This is a genomic window from Streptomyces sp. NPDC002835, assembly GCF_053591995.1.
This window is the reverse complement of record NZ_JBSFUW010000027.1, coordinates 68301-83120: the sequence shown is the minus strand read 5'-3', so window position 1 is coordinate 83120 and position 14820 is coordinate 68301. Positions and strand designations below refer to the sequence as shown.

The window sequence follows — 14820 nt, the reverse complement described above, 5'->3', positions numbered from 1 at the left end:
GACACGGAACCGGGCGCCGGGCGCACTGCCGGGGCCGCCGGACCGCCACGTAACGTGTCCCCTACATCCGTGGAAAGCGAGGCAAGCACCGATGCCCGAGCAGAGCCCGCTCGATCTCGCCGAGGGCGATCCCTTCGGCCCGCACAACCTTCCGTACGGCGTCTTCACCACGGCCGGCGAACCCGAGCGCCGCAGGCTCGGTGTCCGGATCGGGAACCATGTGCTCGACGCCGGGGCCGCCGCCCGGGCACTCGGCTCCCCCTACGCCGGGCTGCTGGCGCAGCCGAGCCTCAACCCACTGCTGGCCGCCGGGCGTACGGCCTGGCGCGACGTGCGCAGGGCGCTCACCGCATGGGTGACGGTGCCGGCCCACCGGCCCGACATAGAGCCGCTGCTGCACCCGCTGGACGCCGTGACGATGCACCTCCCGTACGAGGTGGCGGACTACGTCGACTTCTACGCGAGCGAGCACCATGCCACCAACGTGGGCCGCATCTTCCGTCCGGACGGCGACGCGCTCACCCCCAACTGGAAGCACCTGCCGATCGGTTACCACGGCCGGGCCGGCACGGTCGTCGTCTCCGGCACCGACGTCGTGCGTCCGTCGGGGCAGCGGAAGGCGCCCGCAGACGCGGCGCCGGTGTTCGGTCCCTCGGTGAAGCTCGACATCGAGGCGGAGGTCGGCTTCCTCGTCGGCACGCCCTCCGAGCCGGGCAGCCCGGTGGCCCTCGGGGACTTCCGCGACCACGTCTTCGGGATGTTCCTGCTCAACGACTGGTCGGCGCGCGACATCCAGGCGTGGGAGTACGTGCCGCTCGGTCCGTTCCTCGGCAAGTCCTTCGCCACGTCGGTCGCCGCCTGGGTCACCCCGCTGGAGGCGCTGGACGCCGCCAGGACCGCGCCGCCCGCCCGTGACGTCCAGCCGCTGCCCTACCTCGACGACTCCGAGGCGGAGGAGCCGGGCGGCTTCGACGTCCGGATCTCGGTGGCGATCAACGGCCGGCTCGTCGCGGAGCCGCCGTTCGCCACGATGTACTGGACGGCCGCCCAGCAGCTCGCCCACATGACGGTGAACGGCGCGTCGCTCCGTACGGGCGACCTCTACGGCTCCGGCACCGTCAGCGGCCCCGAGGTGCACCAGCGGGGCTCGCTGCTGGAGCTCACCTGGAACGGCCGCGACGCGTTCGAACTCCCGGAGGGCAGGCGGACGTTCCTGGAGGACGGCGACGAGGTGACCATGACCGCGTGGGCACCCGGCCCGGACGGCGTCCGCGTCGGCCTCGGCGAGGTCCGCGGCCGCATCGTCCCCGCCCGCTGACCCGCCCCGTCCGGGGCCCCGCTGCTCGGCCGAAGGGGCCCCGGACGGCGATCACCGTCGCGTGCGGCCCGCCCCTCAGCCCTCCACGAACCTCCCGTCAGCCCTCCACGAGCCTGACCACGAGCGCGAACGAGCCGCAGGCCAGCACGAGCAGCGCGAACGCCGCCTTCCACAGACGGCGCCGGCGCACCAGGTCCCGGGCCGCCCCGGCGACCGCGACTGCCGCGCAGGCCACGCCCACCCCACCGACCACCGCCGCGGTCCAGTAGGCCCAGGCGTGCTCCCCCAGGAAGCGGAGCAGCAGCAGGGCGGGGACCAGGAGGCCGAGGGGCCACGTGTGGTCACCGCCGGACTCCTTCACCACCTCGGTCCGGATCTCCTGCTCGGTCATGTCTCCCCCTCGTCGACGGCTGTCGGGTCCGCTCCGGTAGGACGCGCCACCGTGTCGGGGGGTTGCCTGGACACGGCAGAGACCCGGCACCCCCGGCTCAGGGGTGCCGGGCCTTCGCGCGGCCCCCTCAGCCGCGCCTCGCCGTGGTCACTCGGTCCGCCAGAGCGCCGGGACCGACGGCGGCTCCCAGCCGGGCTGGGCCACATGCGCCTGGCGGCACACATACGCGCTGCCTCCATAGGCGACCCGGGCTCCGACCGCGTAGGTCGTGCCCACCGCCCATGTCCCGCTCGGCGGTGGTGTGGTGGGGCCGCCGGTCGGGCCGGGTCCCGGGTTCTGCGGCACATTGAGCACGAAGTCGAAGGCCGCCTCCTTGGCGCCGCCGCTGTCGCGCACGGTCATCAGCAGCCGCGCGTCGAACAGTGCGTCGGTGTTGTTGCGGGGCTCGCCGGGGAAGTAGAGCTGGGTGGTGAGCACGGGCCGGCCGGGCGCCTGCGCCTTGACGTGGAGGTGCCGGGTGCGGCCCGGATACAGGCCCGGCACGATCGTGGTGAGGGTGAACGCGCCCCGGGCGTCGGTGAACTGGTGGCCACGGAAGCGGAAGCCCACGTTGTCGTACGCGCCGTTGACGTCGGCCTGCCAGAAGTCGAGCAGGACCCCGCTCAGCGGGAGGCAGGCCAGCCCGAAGACATGGCCGGTGACGGTCAGGCGCGTGCCCGTTGTGCCCGGCTGCCACAGCGAGGTGCGCCGCGGGGAGTTGGGCTTGAAATAGGGGCCCTCCATCTGCGGCGGCGTCGGATCGTCGCCGTCGTCACACTCGGGCGTGAGGGCCGGGGCCGCACCGGTCGCCGATGCGGTGCGTGCCAGCGCGGGTATGCCGATCAGGGCGATCGGCGCGGCCGCGGACGCGGCGAGCGCCGCCCGCAGCACCGTCTTGCGGCTCGGATGCGGAACCGGTGTGCCGTGCGTGCCCATCTCCTCCGGGTGTTCCCCGGTCCTGCCGGTGGCGCCGTCCATGCCTGCTCCTTCGTGGGGGGGCGTCGGGGATCGGCACCGAACCTACGCAGACGGGCGCGGCCGGACGATGGACGGGAGCCGGTGGTCGTGGTGCTTTTCTCCTCCGACGTCCCCGCCGCGCCGGAAGTCACCGGGGCTCACCCCGGTCTCCCGCCTGAAGAAGCGGCAGAAGTACGCCGGATCGGCGAGACCCACCCGGCCGGCCACCTGCCGCACCGTGAGATCCGTCCTGGCCAGGAGCCGTTTGGCCTCGTGGGTGCGGGCCTCGCAGATCAGCCGGCCGGGGGTCCGGCCGGTGGCCTCCTTGACCGCCTCCGTGAGGTATCCGCCGCTCACCCCGATCCGGTCCGCGCAGCCGCTCACCGACCACAGCGCGGGATCGTTGCGGTGGATCAGCCGCAGGAACTCCGCCGCGACCGCGCCCGGCCGGGACGGCGGCCGCGCGGGCGCTGGCCCCGGCAGCCGGGCGGCCCGTACGACGAGGACGTGCAGCAGTGCCCGCAGTACGCCGGCGAACCCCTCGGCGCCGGTGCGGTACTCGTCGTCGAGATCGGCGATCAGCCGGGCGGTCCGCTCGTGGGCCGGCCCGTCGAGGTCCCGCCAGGGCCGCTCCCCCAGGCGGCGCAGCAGCTCACGGTCGCCGGGGTGGTCGAGCAGGAAGTCCTCGGTGAACAGGACGACCGACCCGGCCAGCCCCCTGGCCCCTTCCCAGTGGTGCACCTGGCCCGGCGCGATCACGCCGAGGTGGGGCGGCCGCAGCTCCCGGCGGGCCAGGTCGACGACGTGGGCGCCGGTACCGGCGGTGACGTGGACGATCTCGTAGAAGGTGTGGCGGTGCGGGAAGTCGGCCCGGGACATCGGGCCGATGGTGTCGAAGGTGCCGATGGCGAAGGGCATGGCATTGGGCATCGGCACCTCCAGCCGGTGCATGGGCGGCACGCCCTCGCGCGACGCCCGGCAGGGCGCCGCCCCCGGTAACACCGTCATACCGCGCATGGTCCCGCTCCCTCTCCCGCCGGCCAGTAGATCCAGACCAATTGGCGCCGTAAGGGCCGCCCAGGTCAACACGGCGTGACTCGTTCACACGGCCCCGTTCCCCGTCGACCTCGACCTGACCGCGATCGTCCCGAAGCGCAGGCGCTCGCGCGAGCAGCGGTAACACGACGAAGGTCCGGCCTCTCCCCCGAGGAGACGCCGGACCCTGCCGTTGTGCGGGCCGCCCAATCAGCGCACGAACACACCCGCCTGGCTCGCCAGGTCCAGGAAGTACTGGGGGGCGACGCCGAGGACCAGGGTCACCGCGACGCCGACGCCGATGGTCGTCATCGTCAGCGGCGAGGGGACGGCGACCGTGGGGCCCTCCGGCTTCGGCTCGCTGAAGAACATCAGCACGATGACCCGGACGTAGAAGAACGCGGCGATCGCGGACGAGATCACACCGACCACGACCAGCGCTCCCGCGCCGCCCTCCGCGGCCGCCTTGAAGACGGCGAACTTGCCGGAGAAGCCGGAGGTCAGCGGAATGCCGGCGAAGGCCAGCAGGAACACCGCGAAGACGGCCGCCACCAGCGGTGAACGCCGTCCGAGCCCGGCCCACTTGGACAGGTGCGTCGCCTCTCCGCCCGCGTCGCGCACCAGGGTGACGACGGCGAACGCGCCGATGGTCACGAAGGAGTAGGCGAGCAGGTAGAAGAGGACGGACGAGATGCCCTCCGGCGTCGTGGCGATCACACCGGCGAGGATGAAGCCGGCGTGCGCGATCGAGGAGTACGCCAGCAGCCGCTTGATGTCGGTCTGGGTGATGGCGACGATCGCACCGCCCAGCATGGTGACGATCGCGACCGCCCACATGACCGGCCGCCAGTCCCAGGCGAGGCCCGGCAGCACCACGTACAGCAGCCGCAGCAGCGCGCCGAACGCGGCGACCTTGGTGGCCGCGGCCATGAAGCCGGTGAGCGGGGTCGGCGCGCCCTGGTAGACGTCGGGCGTCCACATGTGGAACGGCACCGCGCCGACCTTGAACAGCAGGCCCATGATGATCAGCGCGCCGCCGATCAGCAGCAGCGCGTCGTTGCCCATGGTGTCGGCGAGCGCCGGGTCGATGGTGCGGACGCTGCCCTCGACGACCTCGGCGATCCGGGCGTACGAGACGGAGCCCGCGTACCCGTACATCAGGGCGATGCCGAACAGCAGGAACGCGGAGGAGAACGCGCCCAGCAGGAAGTACTTCACCGCGGCCTCCTGCGACAGGAGCCGCTTGCGGCGGGCCACCGCGCACAGGAGGTAGAGCGGGAGGGAGAAGACCTCGAGCGCGATGAACAGGGTCAGCAGGTCGTTGGCCGCCGGGAAGACCAGCATGCCGGCGATCGCGAAGAGCAGGAGCGGGAACACCTCGGTGGTGGTGAACCCGGCCTTGACCGCGGCCTTCTCGTGCTCGCTGCCGGGCACGGCGGCGGCCTCCGCGGCGAACGAGTCGACGCGGTTGCCGTGCGCCACCGGGTCGAGCCGGCGCTCGGCGAAGGTGAAGACCGCGACCAGCGAGGCCAGCAGGATGGTGCCCTGCAGGAACAGCGCCGGTCCGTCGACCGCGATGGCGCCCATCGCCGCGATCTGCTTCTCGGTCGTGGCGTACCCGTTGGCGGCGAGCCCGACGATCGCCGCGAAGGCGGCCCCGAGCGCGACGACGGTGAGGAACACCTGCGTGTAGTAGCGGGCCCGGCGCGGGACGAACGCCTCCACGACGATGCCCAGGACGGCCGCACCCGCGACGATCAGCACGGGTGCCAGCTGGGTGTACTCGATGTGGGGCGCGGGGATCCTGCCGAGCGGCTCGACTTCCGCAGCCGTTGTCCACAGGTTGTGGACAGCTGTAGCGCTCACTTGGCCGCCTCCACATCGGGCCGGGGGTCCTGCTTCTGAACGTCGGACATCGTGTGCTCCACGGCCGGGTCGATGATCTCCGTCAGCGGCTTCGGGAAGACGCCGAGGAAGAGCAGCAGTGCGATCAGCGGGGCGACGACCGCCAGTTCACGGACCCTGAGGTCCGGCATCTTCCGGACCTCGGCCTTCACCGGCCCGGTCATCGTCCGCTGGTAGAGGACGAGGGTGTAGAGCGCGGCGAGCACGATGCCCAGGGTGGCGATGATCCCGACGACGGGATAGGCGGCGAACGTGCCCACCAGGACCAGGAACTCGCTGACGAAGGGCGCGAGTCCCGGCAGGGAGAGCGTGGCCAGACCACCGATCAGGAACGTGCCGGCGAGCACCGGGGCGACCTTCTGCACACCGCCGTAGTCGGCGATGAGCCGTGAACCGCGCCGCGAGATCAGGAAGCCGGCCACCAGCATCAGCGCCGCCGTGGACAGTCCGTGGTTGACCATGTAGAGCGTCGCGCCGGACTGGCCCTGGCTGGTCATCGCGAAGATGCCCATGACGATGAAGCCGAAGTGGGAGACCGACGCATAGGCGATCAGGCGCTTGATGTCGCGCTGGCCGACCGCGAGCAGCGCGCCGTAGATGATGCTGATCAGCGCCAGCACCAGGATGGCCGGGGTGGCCCACTTCGACGCCTCCGGGAACAACTGGAGGCAGAAGCGCAGCATCGCGAACGTGCCGACCTTGTCGACCACCGCCGTGATCAGCACCGCGACCGGGGCGGTCGCCTCACCCATGGCGTTGGGCAGCCAGGTGTGCAGCGGCCACAGCGGCGCCTTGATCGCGAAGGCGAAGAAGAAGCCGAGGAACAGCAGCCGCTCGGTGTTGGTGGCCATCCCGAGCTCGCCGCTCGCCCGCGCCTCGGCGATCTCGGAGAGCGAGAAGCTGCCCGCGACCACGTACAGACCGATGACTGCGGCCAGCATGATCAGTCCGCCGGCCAGGTTGTACAGCAGGAACTTCACGGCCGCGTAGGAGCGCTGGGCCGCCGCGTTCTCGTCGGTGCCCGCGTGGGCGCGGTCACCGAAGCCGCCGATGAGGAAGTACATCGGGATCAGCATGGCTTCGAACAGGATGTAGAAGAGGAAGACGTCGGTGGCCTCGAAGGAGAGGACCACCATCGCCTCGACCATGAGGATCAGGGCGAAGAAGCCCTGGGTCGGCCGCCAGCGCGACGACTTGGTCTCCAGCGGGTCGGCGTCGTGCCAGCCGGCGAGGATCACGAACGGGATCAGCAGCGCGGTCAGCGCCACCATCACGACCCCGATGCCGTCCACGCCGAGTTCGTACCGGACGCCGAAGTCGGCGATCCAGGCATGCGACTCGGTGAGCTGGTACCGGTCGCCGCCCGGCTCGAACCGTACGAGGACGGTCGCGGCGAGCGCCAGGGTGCCGAGCGAGACGAGCAGCGCCAGCCACTTGGCCGCGTTCCGCTTGCCGGCCGGTACGGCGGCGGTGGCGATGGCCCCGAGGGCCGGGAGCACCGCCGTGGCCGTCAGAATCGGAAAGGACATTGTCAGACCGCCCTCATCAGCAGGGTGGCGGCGATCAGGATCGCCGCACCGCCGAACATCGAGACCGCGTAGCTGCGGGCGTAGCCGTTCTGCAGCTTGCGCAGTCGGCCGGAGAGCCCGCCGAACGAGGCGGCTGTCCCGTTCACCACGCCGTCCACCAGGCTGTGGTCCACATAGACGAGGGACCGGGTGAGGTGCTCGCCGCCGCGGACCAGGACCACGTGGTTGAAGTCGTCCTGGAGCAGGTCGCGGCGGGCGGCCCGGGTGAGCAGCGAGCCGCGCGGCGCGGTGACCGGCACCGGCCGGCGCCCGTACATCAGATAGGCGATCACGGCGCCGGTCAGCAGGACCACCATCGTGGCGGTGGTGATGGCCGGGACGCTGATCACCGGGTGCGGGTGCTCGAACCGGGTGACCGGGGCGAGCCAGTTGGCGAACCGGTCGCCGATCGAGAAGAACGCTCCCGCGAAGACGGAGCCGAAGGCGAGCACGATCATCGGGATCGTCATCGACCTGGGCGACTCGTGCGGGTGCGGCATCTCGCCGGCGTGGGACTCCGCGGCCGGCTCGACGCCGGCCGCCTTGTCCGCGTCGGGCGCCGGCTGCCAGCGCTTCTCGCCGAAGAAGGTCAGGATCATCACGCGCGTCATGTAGAACGCGGTGATCCCGGCGCCGAGCAGCGCCACGCCGCCGAAGATCCAGCCCCGGATTCCGTCGTCGTAGGCGAACGCCGCCTCGATGATCTTGTCCTTGGACCAGAAGCCGGACAGGCCAGGGAAGCCGATGATGGCCAGATAGCCGAGGCCGAAGGTGACGAAGGTGATCGGCATGTACTTGCGCAGGCCGCCGTACTTCCTCATGTCGACCTCGTCGTTCATGCCGTGCATGACCGAACCGGCGCCGAGGAAGAGCCCGGCCTTGAAGAAGCCGTGCGTCACCAGGTGCATGATCGCGAAGGCGTATCCGATCGGACCGAGGCCGGCCGCGAGGATCATGTAGCCGATCTGCGACATCGTCGACCCGGCCAGCGCCTTCTTGATGTCGTCCTTCGCGCAACCGACGATCGCACCGAAGAGGAGCGTGACGGCGCCGACGATGACGACCGCGAGCTGCGCGTCCGGCGCGGCGTTGAAGATCGCGCCGGAGCGGACGATGAGATAGACGCCCGCGGTGACCATGGTGGCGGCGTGGATGAGGGCCGAGACCGGGGTCGGGCCCTCCATCGCGTCACCGAGCCAGGACTGCAGCGGCACCTGGGCGGACTTGCCGCAGGCGGCAAGCAGCAGCATCAGGCCGATGGCCGTCAGCATCCCCTCCGAGGTCTCGCCCGTGGCCTCGAGAACCGGTCCGAAGGCGAAGGTGCCGAAGGTGGTGAACATCAGCATGATCGCGATCGACAGGCCCATGTCGCCGACCCGGTTGACGAGGAACGCCTTCTTCGCCGCGGTCGCCGCGCTGGGCTTGTGCTGCCAGAAGCCGATGAGCAGGTAGGACGCGAGACCGACGCCCTCCCAGCCCATGTACAGCAGCAGGTAGTTGTCGGCGAGGACCAGCAGGAGCATCGCCGCGAGGAACAGGTTCAGGTAGCCGAAGAAGCGGCGGCGCCGCTCGTCGTGCTCCATGTACCCGATCGAGTAGATGTGGATCAGGGTGCCCACACCGGTGATCAGCAGGACGAAGGTCATCGACAGCTGGTCGAGCTGGAAGGCGATGTCCGCCTGGAAGCCCTCGACGGGGACCCAGCTGAACAGCCGCTGGTGCAGGGCGCGTTCCTCCCCGCCCTTGCCGAGCATGTCCATGAACAGCACGGCGCCGATGACGAACGAGGCCCCGGCGAGCACGGTGCCCAGCCAGTGGCCCGCCTTGTCGAGGCGGCGTCCGCCGCAGAGCAGGACCGCCGCTCCGAGCAGTGGCGCCGCGACGAGCAGCGCAATCAGGTTCTCCACGATTCTTCCGACCCCTTACAGCTTCATCAGGCTGGCGTCGTCGACCGAGGCCGAGTGGCGGGAGCGGAACAGCGACACGATGATCGCGAGACCCACCACGACCTCGGCGGCGGCGACGACCATCGTGAAGAACGCGATGATCTGGCCGTCGAGATTGCCGTGCATACGGGAGAAGGCGACGAACGCGAGGTTGCAGGCGTTGAGCATCAGCTCCACGCTCATGAACACCACGATCGCGTTCCGCCGGATCAGGACTCCTGCCGCCCCGATGGTGAACAGCAGGGCGGCCAGATACAGGTAGTTGACCGGATTCACCGCTTGGCCTCCTGTCCGTCCCGGTCGTGCTCGTCCCGGTCGTCGTCCTCGCTCCGGTCACGTCCCAGGCGCTCCTCGGAGCGCTGCTCCAGCGCCTTGAGGTCGTTCAGCGCCTCGGTGGAGACGTCCCGGATCTGACCGCGCTCGCGCAGCGTCCGGCTGACCGTCAGCTCGGACGGGGTGCCGTCCGGGAGCAGACCGGCGATGTCCACCGCGTTGTGCCGGGCGTAGACGCCGGGGGCGGGGAGCGGCGGGAGGTGCTTGCCCTCCCGTACGCGCTGCTCGGCCATCTCGCGCTGGGTCATGGCCCGCTCGGTGCGCTCCCGGTGGGTGAGCACCATCGCGCCGACGGCCGCGGTGATCAGCAGCGCGCCGGTGATCTCGAAGGCGAAGACGTACTTGGTGAAGATGAGCGCGGCCAGGCCCTCGACGTTCCCGCCGTGGGCCGAGTTGGCGGCGCCCAGGCCGTTGAAGGTCTGCAGTGAGGCGTTCCCGATGCCGGCGATCAGCAGGATGCCGAAGCCGAGGCCGCAGGCGACCGCCAGCCAGCGCTGGCCCTTCAGCGTCTCCTTGAGGGAGTCGGCGGCGGTGACGCCGACGAGCATGACGACGAAGAGGAACAGCATCATGATCGCGCCGGTGTAGACGACGATCTGGACGACACCGAGGAAGTACGCGCCATTGGCCAGGTAGAACACCGCGAGGATGATCATCGTCCCGGCCAGGCAGAGGGCGCTGTGCACGGCCCGCTTCATCAGGATGGTGCAGAGCGCCCCGATCACGGCGATGGTGCCGAGCACCCAGAACTGGAATGCCTCGCCGGTGGAGGTGACGGAGGCGGCGAACGTGTTCATGCCCCGATCACCCTCTTGGACGCGGGCTCGTCCTCGCCGAAGGTCGACTCGCCCTCCTGCACCTTCCCGTCCTTGGAGTCGGCGGCCTGCTGGACCGTGCCGGGCGCGGCCTCCGTGACCAGGCCCCGGTAGTAGTCCTGCTCGTCCATGCCGGGGTAGATCGCGTGCGGCGCGTCGACCATGCCCTCGTCCAGACCGGCGAGCAGCTGCTCCTTGGTGAAGATGAGGTTCTCGCGGCTGGTGTCGGCCAGTTCGAACTCGTTGGTCATCGTCAGCGCGCGCGTCGGGCACGCCTCGATGCACAGACCGCACAGGATGCAGCGGGCGTAGTTGATCTGGTAGACGCGGCCGTACCGCTCGCCCGGGGAGTAGCGCTCCTCCTCGGTGTTGTCCGCGCCCTCCACATAGATCGCGTCCGCCGGGCAGGCCCAGGCGCACAGCTCGCAGCCGACGCACTTCTCGAGCCCGTCCGGATGGCGGTTGAGCTGGTGCCGGCCGTGGAAGCGCGGCGCCGTGACCTTCTCCTGCTCCGGATACTGCTCGGTCAGCCGCTTCTTGAACATGGCCTTGAAGGTCACGCCGAAGCCGGCAACCGGATTCAGGAACTTGCTCTCGGATTCCTTGCTCTTGGATTCCTCAGACACCGTCAGCCTCCTTTCCGTCCCGAGGTTCATCACTGTCAGTATTGGGTCCACCACTGACAATCAGTTCGCGCTCCTGCCGGGACCGCCTGCGCGGGACCGGTGGCAGCTCCTGTCCGGGCAGCGGCGGTACGGGGAAGCCGCCCGCCATCGGATCGAAGGCGGGGGGCGCCGGCCTGGCGGCCTCCTCTGCCTTCTCCTTCTTGCCGCGGAAGACGTCGACCACGAACGAGAGGAGGAGCACCGCGATCACCGCGCCGCCGACGTACAGCACGATCTGCTGGAAGTCGTAGTTCTCGTTCCGCAGGGCCCGCACGGTCGCCACCAGCATCAGCCAGACGACGGAGACCGGGATGAGGACCTTCCAGCCGAGCTTCATCAGCTGGTCGTAGCGGACGCGGGGCAGGGTGCCGCGCAGCCAGATGAAGAAGAAGATCAGTACCTGGAGCTTGAGGAAGAACCACAGCAGCGGCCACCAGCCGTGGTTGGCGCCCTCCCAGAACGTGGAGACCGGGTAGGGGGCCCGCCAGCCGCCGAGGAACAGGGTCACCGCGATCATCGAGACGGTGATCATGTGGATGTACTCGGCCAGCATGAACATCGCGAACTTGATGGAGCTGTACTCGGTGTTGAAGCCGCCGACCAGGTCGCCCTCGGACTCGGGCATGTCGAACGGCGCCCGGCTCGACTCACCGATCATCGTCACCATGTAGATCAGGAACGACACCGGTAGCAGCACGATGAACCAGCGGTCCTGCTGCGCCCCGACGATCGCCGAGGTCGACATGGAACCGGAGTAGAGGAAGACCGAGGCGAACGCGACGCCCATGGCGATCTCGTACGAGATGACCTGGGCGGAGGCGCGGACGCCGCCGAGGAGCGGGTACGTCGAGCCGGAGGACCAGCCGCCGAGGACGAAGCCGTACACGCCGAGCGAGCCGATCGCCAGGATGTACAGCATCGCCACCGGCAGGTCGGTGAGCTGCATCGTCGTCCGTGTGCCGAAGATCGAGACCTCGTTGCCCGCCGGCCCGAAGGGGATCACGGCGACCGCCATGAAGGCGGGGATGGCGGCGAGGACCGGCGCGATGACGAACACGGCCTTGTCGGCCCGTTTGACGACGATGTCCTCCTTCAGCATCAGCTTGACGCCGTCGGCGAGCGACTGCAGCAGACCCCACGGGCCGTGCCGGTTGGGCCCGATGCGCAACTGCATCCAGGCGACGACCTTGCGCTCCCACACGATGGAGAAGAGCACGGTCACCATCAGGAAGGCGAAGCAGAACACGGCCTTGACGGCGACGAGCCACCACGGGTCGCGTCCGAACATCGACAGGTCCTCGAGCGAGAGGACGCTGCGCTGCGCTTCTGCCACATGAGCCAGCATGGTCATGACTGCACCTCCGGAGCGGGCGCGGCCGCGGGCGCGATACGGACGAGCTCGCCGGGGCGGGCGCCCGTGTCGGCGGTGACGCCGCCGCCCACGGAGTTCAGCGGCAGCCACACGACCCGGTCGGGCATCTCGGTGACCTGGAGCGGCAGCCGTACGGAGCCGGCCGGTCCGGAGACCTCCAGCTCGTCGCCGTCCTTGACGCCCGTCTCCGCCGCGGTGGCCGCCGACAGCCGGGCGACCGCGGCGTGCCGGGTGCCGGCCAGCGCCTCGTCGCCCTGCTGGAGCAGGCCGTGGTCGAGCAGCAGCCGGTGACCGGCGAGGACCGCCTCGCCCTCACCGGCCCGGGGCAGCGGGCGCGCCCGCTCCACCGGCTCGGTGGCCCGCGGGCCGTCCCAGCGGCCGAGCCGGTCCAGTTCGGTGCGGACGGACTTGAGGTCCGGGAGGCCGAAGTGCACGTCGAGGGTGTCGGCGAGCATGTGCAGCACCCGGGCGTCCGTGGGCGCGAGGCGGCGGATCATGTGATCGGGCTTCAGCGCCGCCTCGAACATCCGGGCCCGGCCCTCCCAGTTGAGGAAGGTGCCCGGCTTCTCCGCGACGGCCGCGACCGGGAAGACGACGTCCGCCCGCTCGGTGACCTCGCTCGGCCGCAGCTCCAGCGAGACCAGGAAGCCGACCGCGTCGAGCGCCTCGCGGGCACGCGCCGGGTCGGGCAGGTCCGCGACCTCGACCCCGGCGACGAGCAGCGCGCCCAGTTCGCCGGTGGCCGCGGCCTCCATGATCTGGCCGGTGTCCCGACCGTAGCGGTGCGGGAGTTCCCGTACGCGCCAGACCTCCGCGGTCTCCTCACGGGCCCGCGGGTCGGTCGCCGGCCGGCCGCCGGGCAGCAGCGACGGCAGCGCGCCGGCCTCCACGGCGCCGCGCTCACCGGCGCGGCGCGGGATCCACACCAGCTGCGCGCCGGTGGCGGTCGCCGCGCGTACGGCGGCGGTGAGGCCGCCGGGCACGGCGGCGAGCCGCTCGCCGACCACGATCACCGCGCCGTCGGCGCGCAGCGCCTCGGCGGCCCGTGCGCCGTCCCCGTCGAGGCCGGTGCCGGAGGCGAGCGCGTCCAGCCACTCGGTCTCGGTGCCGGGCGCGGCGGGAAGCAGCGTGCCGCCCGACTTGGCGAGGCCGCGGGTGGCGTACGGGGCGAGGGAGAAGGTGCGCTGGCCGTGCTTGCGGTGGGCCTTGCGCAGCCGCAGGAAGACCCCGGGGGCCTCCTCCTCCGACTCGAACCCGGCGAGCAGTACCGCCGGGGCCTTCTCCAGCGCCGTGTACGTGACGCCCGTGCCGGACAGGTCCCTTCCCTGTCCCGCGACGCGCGCCGCGAGGAAGTCGGCCTCCTCCGCGGAGTGCGTCCGGGCGCGGAAGTCGATGTCGTTGGTGTCGAGTGCGACGCGGGCGAACTTGGCGTACGCGTAGGCGTCCTCGACGGTCAGCCGGCCGCCGGTCAGGACGCCGGTGCGGCCCCTGACGAGGCCGGCGGCGGCGGCCTCCAGCGCCTCCGGCCAGCTCGCCGGCTCCAGCACGCCCTCCTCGTTACGGACCAGGGGGGTGGTGAGCCGGTCGCGCTGCTGGGCGTAGCGGAAGCCGAAGCGCCCCTTGTCGCACAGCCACTCCTCGTTGACCTCCGGGTCCTCGGCGGCCAGGCGCCGCATGACCTTGCCGCGGCGGTGGTCGGTGCGGGTGGCGCAGCCGCCCGCGCAGTGCTCGCAGACGGAGGGCGAGGAGATGAGGTCGAACGGGCGGGAGCGGAACCGGTAGGCGGCGGAGGTGAGCGCGCCGACCGGGCAGATCTGGATGGTGTTGCCGGAGAAGTACGACTCGAACGGGTCGCCCTCGCCGGTGCCGACCTGCTGGAGCGCGCCGCGCTCCAGCAGCTCGATCATCGGGTCGCCCGCGATCTGGTTGGAGAAGCGGGTGCAGCGCGCGCAGAGCACGCACCGCTCGCGGTCCAGGAGCACCTGGGTGGAGATCGGGACCGGCTTCTCGAACGTCCGCTTCTTGCCCTCGAAGCGGGAGTCGGCCTGGCCGTGCGAGACGGCCTGGTTCTGCAGCGGGCACTCGCCGCCCTTGTCGCAGACCGGGCAGTCCAGCGGATGGTTGATCAGCAGCAGCTCCATCACGCCCTGCTGCGCCTTCTCGGCGACGGGCGAGGTGAGCTGCGACCTGACGACCATGCCGTCCGTGCAGGTGATGGTGCAGGAGGCCATCGGCTTGCGCTGGCCCTCCACCTCGACGATGCACTGGCGGCAGGCGCCGGCCGGGTCGAGGAGCGGGTGGTCGCAGAAGCGCGGGATCTCGATCCCGAGCAGCTCGGCGGCGCGGATGACCAGCGTCCCCTTGGGGACGGAGATCTCCACACCGTCGATCGTCAGCGAGACGAGGTCCTCGGGCGGCACGGCGCCGCCGCCCGCGGCGGTGGAGCCGGTCGTGGTGACGGTCATGCCCGCACCTC

Annotated in this window: 12 protein-coding genes; 1 reads left to right on the top strand and 11 read right to left on the bottom strand. The window is 70.9% G+C overall.

Features of this window, described 5'->3' with window-relative positions; genetic code table 11:
- Nucleotides 1–91: 91 nt before the first annotated feature.
- Complete coding sequence (fahA, locus tag ACWD01_RS25830) at nucleotides 92–1318, top strand: fumarylacetoacetase (RefSeq protein ID WP_451165178.1); 1227 nt, start codon at nucleotides 92–94, stop codon at nucleotides 1316–1318.
- A gap of 97 nt (nucleotides 1319–1415) precedes the next feature.
- On the opposite strand, the gene ACWD01_RS25825 is transcribed toward fahA, so the two are convergent.
- From ACWD01_RS25825 to ACWD01_RS25775, 11 genes are all read right to left on the bottom strand, one after another.
- Nucleotides 1416–1709 (bottom strand): hypothetical protein, encoded by a 294-nt coding sequence (locus ACWD01_RS25825; protein ID WP_451165177.1) that lies wholly within the window; start codon nucleotides 1707–1709, stop codon nucleotides 1416–1418.
- A gap of 147 nt (nucleotides 1710–1856) precedes the next feature.
- On the bottom strand, nucleotides 1857–2726 hold the full coding sequence (locus ACWD01_RS25820) for a dioxygenase family protein (protein ID WP_451165176.1): 870 nt from the start codon (nucleotides 2724–2726) through the stop codon (nucleotides 1857–1859).
- Nucleotides 2727–2768: 42 nt separating this feature from the next.
- Complete coding sequence (locus tag ACWD01_RS25815; protein WP_451165175.1) at nucleotides 2769–3722, bottom strand: AraC family transcriptional regulator; 954 nt, start codon at nucleotides 3720–3722, stop codon at nucleotides 2769–2771.
- Nucleotides 3723–3950: 228 nt separating this feature from the next.
- Nucleotides 3951–5606: an NADH-quinone oxidoreductase subunit NuoN gene (nuoN, locus tag ACWD01_RS25810; protein WP_451165174.1), complete on the bottom strand. Its 1656-nt coding sequence runs from the start codon at nucleotides 5604–5606 to the stop codon at nucleotides 3951–3953.
- Complete coding sequence (locus ACWD01_RS25805) at nucleotides 5603–7174, bottom strand: NADH-quinone oxidoreductase subunit M (protein WP_451165173.1); 1572 nt, start codon at nucleotides 7172–7174, stop codon at nucleotides 5603–5605. The genes nuoN and ACWD01_RS25805 overlap by 4 nt, the downstream gene beginning before the upstream one ends.
- A 2-nt stretch (nucleotides 7175–7176) precedes the next feature.
- The gene (gene nuoL / locus ACWD01_RS25800; protein WP_451165172.1) at nucleotides 7177–9120 is read right to left on the bottom strand and encodes an NADH-quinone oxidoreductase subunit L; all 1944 of its coding nucleotides are present in this window, start codon (nucleotides 9118–9120) and stop codon (nucleotides 7177–7179) included.
- 15 nt (nucleotides 9121–9135) lie between these two features.
- Nucleotides 9136–9435: an NADH-quinone oxidoreductase subunit NuoK gene (nuoK, locus tag ACWD01_RS25795; protein WP_451165171.1), complete on the bottom strand. Its 300-nt coding sequence runs from the start codon at nucleotides 9433–9435 to the stop codon at nucleotides 9136–9138.
- Nucleotides 9432–10289, bottom strand: a complete 858-nt coding sequence (locus ACWD01_RS25790) for an NADH-quinone oxidoreductase subunit J (RefSeq protein ID WP_451165170.1) — start codon at nucleotides 10287–10289, stop codon at nucleotides 9432–9434. The genes nuoK and ACWD01_RS25790 overlap by 4 nt, the downstream gene beginning before the upstream one ends.
- On the bottom strand, nucleotides 10286–10933 hold the full coding sequence (gene nuoI, locus ACWD01_RS25785) for an NADH-quinone oxidoreductase subunit NuoI (protein WP_451165169.1): 648 nt from the start codon (nucleotides 10931–10933) through the stop codon (nucleotides 10286–10288). Before nuoI ends, ACWD01_RS25790 begins: the two co-directional genes overlap by 4 nt.
- On the bottom strand, nucleotides 10926–12323 hold the full coding sequence (gene nuoH, locus ACWD01_RS25780) for an NADH-quinone oxidoreductase subunit NuoH (protein WP_451165168.1): 1398 nt from the start codon (nucleotides 12321–12323) through the stop codon (nucleotides 10926–10928). The genes nuoI and nuoH overlap by 8 nt, the downstream gene beginning before the upstream one ends.
- On the bottom strand, nucleotides 12320–14809 hold the full coding sequence (locus ACWD01_RS25775; protein WP_451165167.1) for an NADH-quinone oxidoreductase subunit G: 2490 nt from the start codon (nucleotides 14807–14809) through the stop codon (nucleotides 12320–12322). The genes nuoH and ACWD01_RS25775 overlap by 4 nt, the downstream gene beginning before the upstream one ends.
- Nucleotides 14810–14820: the final 11 nt, after the last annotated feature.

Excerpts from the sequence above, each read along its gene's own strand:
- ACWD01_RS25805 (WP_451165173.1), bottom strand. The coding sequence starts at position 7,174 with ATGTCCTTTCCGATTCTGACGGCCACGGCGGTGCTCCCGGCCCTCGGG.
- ACWD01_RS25815 (WP_451165175.1), bottom strand. The coding sequence starts at position 3,722 with ATGCGCGGTATGACGGTGTTACCGGGGGCGGCGCCCTGCCGGGCGTCG.
- nuoH (WP_451165168.1), bottom strand. The coding sequence starts at position 12,323 with ATGACCATGCTGGCTCATGTGGCAGAAGCGCAGCGCAGCGTCCTCTCG.
- fahA (WP_451165178.1), top strand. The coding sequence starts at position 92 with ATGCCCGAGCAGAGCCCGCTCGATCTCGCCGAGGGCGATCCCTTCGGC.
- ACWD01_RS25820 (WP_451165176.1), bottom strand. The coding sequence starts at position 2,726 with ATGGACGGCGCCACCGGCAGGACCGGGGAACACCCGGAGGAGATGGGC.
- ACWD01_RS25790 (WP_451165170.1), bottom strand. The coding sequence starts at position 10,289 with ATGAACACGTTCGCCGCCTCCGTCACCTCCACCGGCGAGGCATTCCAG.
- ACWD01_RS25775 (WP_451165167.1), bottom strand. The coding sequence starts at position 14,809 with ATGACCGTCACCACGACCGGCTCCACCGCCGCGGGCGGCGGCGCCGTG.
- ACWD01_RS25825 (WP_451165177.1), bottom strand. The coding sequence starts at position 1,709 with ATGACCGAGCAGGAGATCCGGACCGAGGTGGTGAAGGAGTCCGGCGGT.